Annotated in this window: 6 protein-coding genes and 1 pseudogene; 5 read left to right on the top strand and 2 right to left on the bottom strand. The window is 67.6% G+C overall.

The features are described from left to right. Both KZA10_RS06070 and aceA read right to left on the bottom strand, forming a co-directional pair. Positions 1-1,075: pseudogene (locus KZA10_RS06070) on the bottom strand (malate synthase); the annotation flags it as partial. Between the two features lie 144 nt (positions 1,076-1,219). After that, on the bottom strand, positions 1,220-2,545 hold the full coding sequence (gene aceA, locus KZA10_RS06065) for an isocitrate lyase (RefSeq protein WP_141385782.1): 1,326 nt from the start codon (positions 2,543-2,545) through the stop codon (positions 1,220-1,222). A 133-nt stretch (positions 2,546-2,678) separates the two neighbouring features. Here aceA and KZA10_RS06060 point away from each other — a divergent pair, with 133 nt between their 5' ends. From KZA10_RS06060 to KZA10_RS06045, 5 genes are all read left to right on the top strand, one after another. Then, positions 2,679-4,130 carry a helix-turn-helix domain-containing protein gene (locus KZA10_RS06060; RefSeq protein ID WP_218682414.1) on the top strand — a complete coding sequence of 484 codons (1,452 nt, stop codon included), beginning with the start codon at positions 2,679-2,681 and terminating at the stop codon, positions 4,128-4,130. Positions 4,131-4,244: 114 nt separating this feature from the next. Next, a complete protein-coding gene (locus tag KZA10_RS06055; protein WP_256934474.1) occupies positions 4,245-4,889 on the top strand; it encodes an ABC transporter substrate-binding protein in 645 nt (214 codons plus the stop codon). Further along, a complete protein-coding gene (locus KZA10_RS06050; protein ID WP_256934473.1) occupies positions 4,874-5,533 on the top strand; it encodes an ABC transporter ATP-binding protein in 660 nt (219 codons plus the stop codon). Before KZA10_RS06055 ends, KZA10_RS06050 begins: the two co-directional genes overlap by 16 nt. Further along, positions 5,509-5,685, top strand: coding sequence for a hypothetical protein (locus tag KZA10_RS17785; protein WP_256934472.1), 177 nt, complete (start codon positions 5,509-5,511; stop codon positions 5,683-5,685). Before KZA10_RS06050 ends, KZA10_RS17785 begins: the two co-directional genes overlap by 25 nt. Further along, the coding region (locus KZA10_RS06045; protein ID WP_256934471.1) for an ABC transporter permease at positions 5,678-6,367 on the top strand (690 nt) is incomplete at its 3' end. The genes KZA10_RS17785 and KZA10_RS06045, both read left to right, overlap by 8 nt.

Here is a 6,367-nt window from a genome sequence, read left to right as displayed (position 1 = left end):
TCACCTCGGGGTCGCGCCGGTTCGGGATGAACGCGCTCATGCCGCCGATCGCGAAGGCGCCCCGCTTGTGGCAGGTCTGCACGAGCAGGTCGGTGTACGCCCGCATGAACGGCACCGTCATCGTGACCTCGCTGCGGTCGGGGAGCACGAAGCGCGCCCCGCGGCCGCGGTAGTTCTTGATGATCGAGAAGATGTAGTCCCAGCGGCCGGCGTTCAGTCCCGCGCAGTGGTCGCGCAGCTCGTAGAGGATCTCGTCCATCTCGAAGGCGGCCGGCAGGGTCTCGATCAGCACGGTCGCGCGGATCGTGCCGTGCGGGATGCCGATGTACTCCTCGCTGAACGAGAAGACGTCGTCCCACAGCTTCGCCTCCTCGCTCGACTCGATCTTGGCGATGTAGAAGTACGGCCCGCGGCCGCCGTCGATCAGCGCCTGCGCGTTGTGCAGGAAGTAGAGGCCGAAGTCGACCAGCGATCCCGATGCCGACGTGCGACGACCGGCGCGGTCGATGAAGGCGATGTGCTTCTCGGGCAGGTGCCAGCCGCGAGGGCGCATCACGATCGTGGGTGTGCGCTCCGCCGTGACGCGGTATTCCTTGCCTTCCGGCGAGGTGAACGACAGCTCGCCGCGGATCGCATCGCGCAGGGACAGCTGCCCCTCGATCACGTTCTTCCAGGTGGGGCTCGTGGCATCCTCCTGGTCGGCGAGCCACACCCGCGCGCCGGAGTTCAGCGCATTGATCGTCATCTTCGGGTCGGTCGGCCCGGTGATCTCGACGCGACGGTCCTCGAGTCCGGGGCCGGCGCCGGCCACCCGCCAGTCCCGATCCTCACGGATGTGTGCCGTGTCGTCGCGGAACTGGGGGTCGTGCCCGTTGCCGATCTCGAAGCGGCGACGCATCCGGTCGGCCAGACGGTCGTGGCGACGCGCGGCGAATCGGTGGTGCAGCTCGGTGAGGAAAGTGAGCGCCGACGGGGTCAGGATCTCCTCGTAGCGGTCGCGGAGGGGGCCGGTGACCTCGATCGCGGGACCCTGCTGGGTCGTCTGGATCGGAGCCGTGGTGGTGGGAGTGGTCATGATCGTGAGTCCTTTGCGTGGTGGTCCCCTTCGGCTCCGTCGAGACCCACGGTGGTCGTCGAGACCCATCGCTGCAGGCGATCGCGGCGGTGGGTCTCGACGGCGCCGATGGGTGTCGGCGAGACGGGGACGAGAAAGTGGGGATCAGTGGAACTGCGCGGCTTCGGTGGAGCCGGCGAGGGCGAGCGTCGCGCTGTCGGGGTTGAGCGCGGTGGAGATGACGTCGAAGTAGCCGGTGCCCGCCTCGCGCTGGTGCTTGGTGGCGGTGTACCCGTCTGCTTCCGCGGCGAACTCGGCTTCCTGCAGCTCGACATAGGCGGTCATGGCGCGATCGGCGTAGCCGCGGGCGAGGTCGAACATCGAGTAGTTCAGGGCGTGGAAGCCGGCCAGGGTGATGAACTGGAACTTGTAGCCCAGGTCGGCCAGCTCCTGCTGGAACGTCGCGATCTCGGTGTCCGACAGGTGCTTCTTCCAGTTGAAGCTCGGCGAGCAGTTGTAGGCCAGGAGCTTGCCGGGGAACTCGGCGTGGATCGCCGCGGCGAAGTTGCGAGCGAGCTCGATGTCCGGCTCTCCCGTCTCGACCCACAGCAGGTCCGCGTACGGGGCGAAGGCGAGTCCGCGGCTGATGACCGACTCGATGCCGGGACGGATCCGGTAGAACCCTTCCGTGGTGCGCTCGCCGGTGGTGAACTGCTGGTCCCGCTCGTCGACGTCGCTGGTGAGCAGGTCGGCGGCGAGGGCATCCGTGCGGGCGATGATGACGGTCGGCACTCCCGCCACGTCGGCCGCGAGGCGAGCGGCGTTCAGGGTGCGGATGTGCTGCTGCGTGGGCACGAGCACCTTGCCGCCGAGGTGGCCGCACTTCTTCTCGCTGGCCAGCTGGTCTTCCCAGTGGATGCCCGCGGCACCGGACTGGATGAGCGACTGCGCGAGCTCGTAGGCGTTCAGCGGTCCGCCGAAACCGGCCTCCGCGTCGGCGACGATCGGTGCGAGCCAGTCCTGTGTGGTCTCGCCTTCGGCGTGCTCCAGCTGGTCCTGGCGGATGAGGGCGTTGTTGATGCGACGCACGACGGCCGGCACGGAGTTGGCGGGGTACAGCGACTGGTCAGGGTAGGTCTGACCGGCGAGGTTGCCGTCGGCGGCGACCTGCCATCCGGACAGGTAGATGGCCTTCAGTCCCGCCCGCACCTGCTGCACGGCCTGGCCCCCGGTGTACGCGCCGAGCGCCCGGACGTAGTCCTCGGTGTGCAGGAGGTTCCAGAGGTTGTCGGCGCCGCGATGGGCGAGCGTGGCCTCTTCGCGGACCGAGCCGCGGATGCGGATGACGTCTTCTGCCGAGTAGGTGCGCTCGACGCCGTCCCAGCGCGGGTCGGTGTCCCAGATCTCCTGGAGCTCGGCGGCCGTCTGAACCTGGTCGCCGGCTCGCAGACCGGCGGGGCGGGGCGTCGGGGTGTGGGCGGTGTTCGTCATGGTGTCTCCTCGGTGGATCCGGCGGCTGTGCCGGTGTGGCGTGGTTCCACTGTGCGTGAAGTTCGGAAGCCCCAGCGACCGATCTGGGAGCGAAGATCGGGCAAAATTCTGTTTCTGTGACAGAATCGGCCGCATGAGCACCATCGACGCTGCAAAAGAGACCGACGCCCTCACGATCGGCCGGCGCATCCGCCAGCTCCGTACGGCGAAGGGGATGACCCTCGACGACCTGGCCGCCGCCGTCGATCGGGCGCCCAGTCAGATGTCGATGATCGAGACCGGCAAGCGCGAGCCCAAGCTCACGCAGCTGCAGGCGATCGCCCGCGTGCTCGGGGTCACGATCGATGCGCTGCTGGAAGGTGAGCCGCTCGATGAGCGCAGCGCGGTCGAGATCGCCCTCGAGCGGGCGATGAAGGGCCAGACGTTCCAGGCGCTGGGCATCGAGCCGTTCCGTATCGCGAAGAGCCTGCCGACGGATGCTCTGAAGGCCCTGCTCGCCCTGCACGGCGAGATCGATCGGCTCAAGGATGAGCGGGCCGCGACGCCGGAGGAGGCGAGGCGGGCCAACGTCGAGCTGCGGCACCTCATGCGGCGACAGGACAACCACTTCGCCGATCTCGAGGCGAAGGCCGCCGAGATCCTGGCCGCGGTCGGCCATCCGGGCGGTCCTCTGACGCAGCGCACGGCGTCCGAGATCGCGGCGCATCTGGGCTTCACCCTGCACTACGCCCCCGACCTGCCGCAGACCACGCGCAGTGTCGCGGACCTCGCGAACGGCCGGCTCTACCTGTCGAGCAGCGTGCCAGCGAAGGGCGATGCCCGCACCGCGGTGCTGCAGGCGCTCTCGAGCCGCATCCTCGGACACTCCGAACCGCGCAGCTATGCCGAGTTCCTGCGGCAGCGCGTGGAGACCAACTACCTCACCGGTGCCCTCCTCATCCCGGAGGCGCATGTCGTCCCCGCCCTGATGGACGCCAAGCAGCGCAAGGCGATCTCGATCGAGGACCTGCGCGATGCGTACTCGGTGTCGTACGAGACGGCGGCGCACCGCTTCACCAACCTCGCCACACGACACCTCGACATCCCCGTGCACTTCCTCAAGGTGCACGAGTCGGGCACGATCACCAAGGCGTACGAGAACGACGACGTGAACTTCCCAACCGACCGCCTCGGGGCCATCGAAGGCCAGATGTGCTGTCGCCGGTGGACCTCGCGCGTGGTGTTCGATGAGGATGACCGCTTCAACCCGTACTACCAGTACACCGACACCGGCAACGGCACGTACTGGTGCACGGCGCGGGTCGAGTCCTCGAGCGAGGGGCTGCACTCGGTGAGCGTCGGGGTGCGCTTCGACGACACGAAGTGGTTCGTAGGGCGCGACACCTCGCACCGCGGCGTCTCGAAGCACTCGGTCGAGGTGTGCTGCCGGCGGGCACCTGCCGACCTGGAGGACCGCTGGCGCGAGAACTCCTGGCCCAACGTGAAGACTCCGCGCACGCTGCTGGCGACACTGCCGACCGGGGCCTTCCCCGGCGTCGACACGACCGACGTGTATGAGTTCCTGGAGGCGCACGCCCCTCGCTGAGTGCGGGAGCCCGCTCCCGCCGTTCGTCAAAAGTTAGTTTGATCTTGCTTAGTCAATCTTGACTATGTTACTTTCATCGAGCCATCAATGACGAACGGCCGAGAAGGGACCCTCATGGCTACTTCCTCTGCGGAAACCCGATTCCGCATCACTGCCACCCTGACGTGCGTTCTCGCCGCCACGCTGACGCTCGGAGCATGCTCCGCGCAGACGCCAGGCGGCGATACCGCCCCCACGAGTGCGAGCGACACCGACGCCTGCAAGCGGAATCAGGATGCCGGCACCATCACCTACATCTCCGGCTACGGCTACTCCGCCAGCGCCGGTCAGCTCGACGTGTTCCTCGCCGAGGAGCTGGGCTACTTCGACGATCTCTGCCTGGATGTGGAGATCAACGCCTCCGGGGCGAACGGGCAGCAGCTCGTCGCCTCCGGTCAGGCGCAGTTCACCGCCCTCGGCTCCGCATCCGATGTGATGCTGGCCGCGGCGAACAGCAAGAACCTCACGGCGGTCGCCACCTACGGCACCACCCCGCCGTTCTCGATCTTCGGCAACGAGAGGCTCGAGAGCCTCAAGGACCTCGAGGGCGGATCGCTCGGTTACTTCATCAATCTGACCCCGATCGCCTCGGCCATGCTCGATGAGGCCGGTGTCGACGTCTCGAAGGTCGAGATGGTCAAGATGACCAACCCGGCGATCGCGGACATGATGGACGCCGACCTCTACGACGGTGACACCCTCACATGGCCGGCGAAGTGATGTCGGTCGCACAGGGAGCAGGCGTCGAGGTCAGGAACGTCTCGAAGTCCTTCGGGGCGGACGGCGCCAAGGTCACGGTGCTCGACGATGTGAGCCTCACGATCGGCATGGGCGAGTTCGTGTCGGTGATCGGCCCCAGCGGCTGCGGCAAGTCCACGCTGCTCAAGGTCGTCGCCGGTCTTCTCCACGCCGACTCCGGCACCGTCACGATCGACGGCGAGAGCGTCACCGCGGCCTCGCGCGACAAGAAGATCGGCCTCGTGCCGCAGTCGCCCGCGCTGCTGCCGTGGAAGACCGTGCGCGAGAACGTCGAGCTGCCGGTGCGCATCAACGCCAAGGCGAACTCCGGACGCGCACTGCGCGATCCCGCCGAGCTCTTGGCGACCTTCGGACTCGGACAGGCGATGAAAAAGTACCCCGGTCAGCTCTCCGGCGGCATGCAGCAGCGTGCCGCGATCGCCAGGGCGTTCGTGTTCGACCCGGCCATCATGCTGATGGACGAGCCGTTCTCGGCCCTCGACGAGATGAACCGCGACCTGCAGCGCATCGCCCTGCTGGAGTTCTGGCAGTCCAACCGCAAGGCCGTCATGTTCGTCACGCATCGGTGCCGGAGGCGATCATGCTCTCCGACCGCATCGTGGTGATGGCAGCCCACCCGGGGCGCATCGCTCAGGTGATCGACGTGAACCTGCCGCGGCCGCGCGACGAGCAGTCGTATGCCACGGAGGAGTTCCGCGAGATGGAAGCAGTCGTGCGCGATGCGCTGCGCGCGCAGACGGAGAAGGCCCATGTCTGAGCTGACGATGAGAGACACGACCGCGACCCTCGCGACCGCCCGCCTGAAGGCCCAGCCGCGCCGTGGCATCCCGCCGTGGCTGCGCTGGGGATCCTGGGGACCCACCCTCATCACCTTCGTGATCGCCGCGCTGCTGTGGCAGGTCGTGGCCTGGACCAACCCATACGTGCTCCCGACGCTGGAGGCGATCGGCACGAGCCTCGTCGACGATGCCGGCATGTACTGGTCGAACTTCCTCGTCACCCTGCTCGAGGTCGTGGTCGGCGCCTCCGCCGGCATCCTGGCCGGCTTCCTGCTGACCGTGATCATGGCCGAGTTCCAGATCATCGAGCGGGCCGTGATGCCGCTCGTGATCATCGTGACGGTGACCCCGATCGTGGCGATCGCCCCGGCGCTGGTGGTCGCCTTCGGCTTCGGCATGGTGCCGAAGTTCATCGTGACCGGGCTCGTGGTCTTCTTCCCGATGCTCGTGAACTCGCTGGCGGGTCTGCGCGATGTCGACCAGAAGGCGCTCGACGTCTTCAAGACGCTGCACGCCTCGCGGTGGGAGATCTTCCGCGAGCTGCGCTTCCCCGGCAGCATGCCCTACGTGTTCGCAGGGCGATGCGGAGCCCTGCGAACACGTAGGGCTCCGCATCGCCCTGCCGCTCGCGGTGGTCGGCGCGGCGGTCGCCGAGTTCGT

Source organism: Microbacterium sp. BF1 (assembly GCF_019279095.1).
GTDB lineage: Bacteria > Actinomycetota > Actinomycetes > Actinomycetales > Microbacteriaceae > Microbacterium > Microbacterium maritypicum.
The sequence above is the reverse complement of the archived record's forward strand: the minus strand, read 5'-3'. Positions and strand labels throughout refer to the sequence as shown.

Coding starts and splice junctions, on each gene's coding strand:
- aceA (WP_141385782.1), bottom strand. CDS start 2,545: ATGACGAACACCGCCCACACCCCGACGCCCCGCCCCGCCGGTCTGCGA.
- KZA10_RS06060 (WP_218682414.1), top strand. CDS start 2,679: ATGAGCACCATCGACGCTGCAAAAGAGACCGACGCCCTCACGATCGGC.
- KZA10_RS06055 (WP_256934474.1), top strand. CDS start 4,245: ATGGCTACTTCCTCTGCGGAAACCCGATTCCGCATCACTGCCACCCTG.
- KZA10_RS06050 (WP_256934473.1), top strand. CDS start 4,874: ATGGCCGGCGAAGTGATGTCGGTCGCACAGGGAGCAGGCGTCGAGGTC.
- KZA10_RS17785 (WP_256934472.1), top strand. CDS start 5,509: ATGCTCTCCGACCGCATCGTGGTGATGGCAGCCCACCCGGGGCGCATC.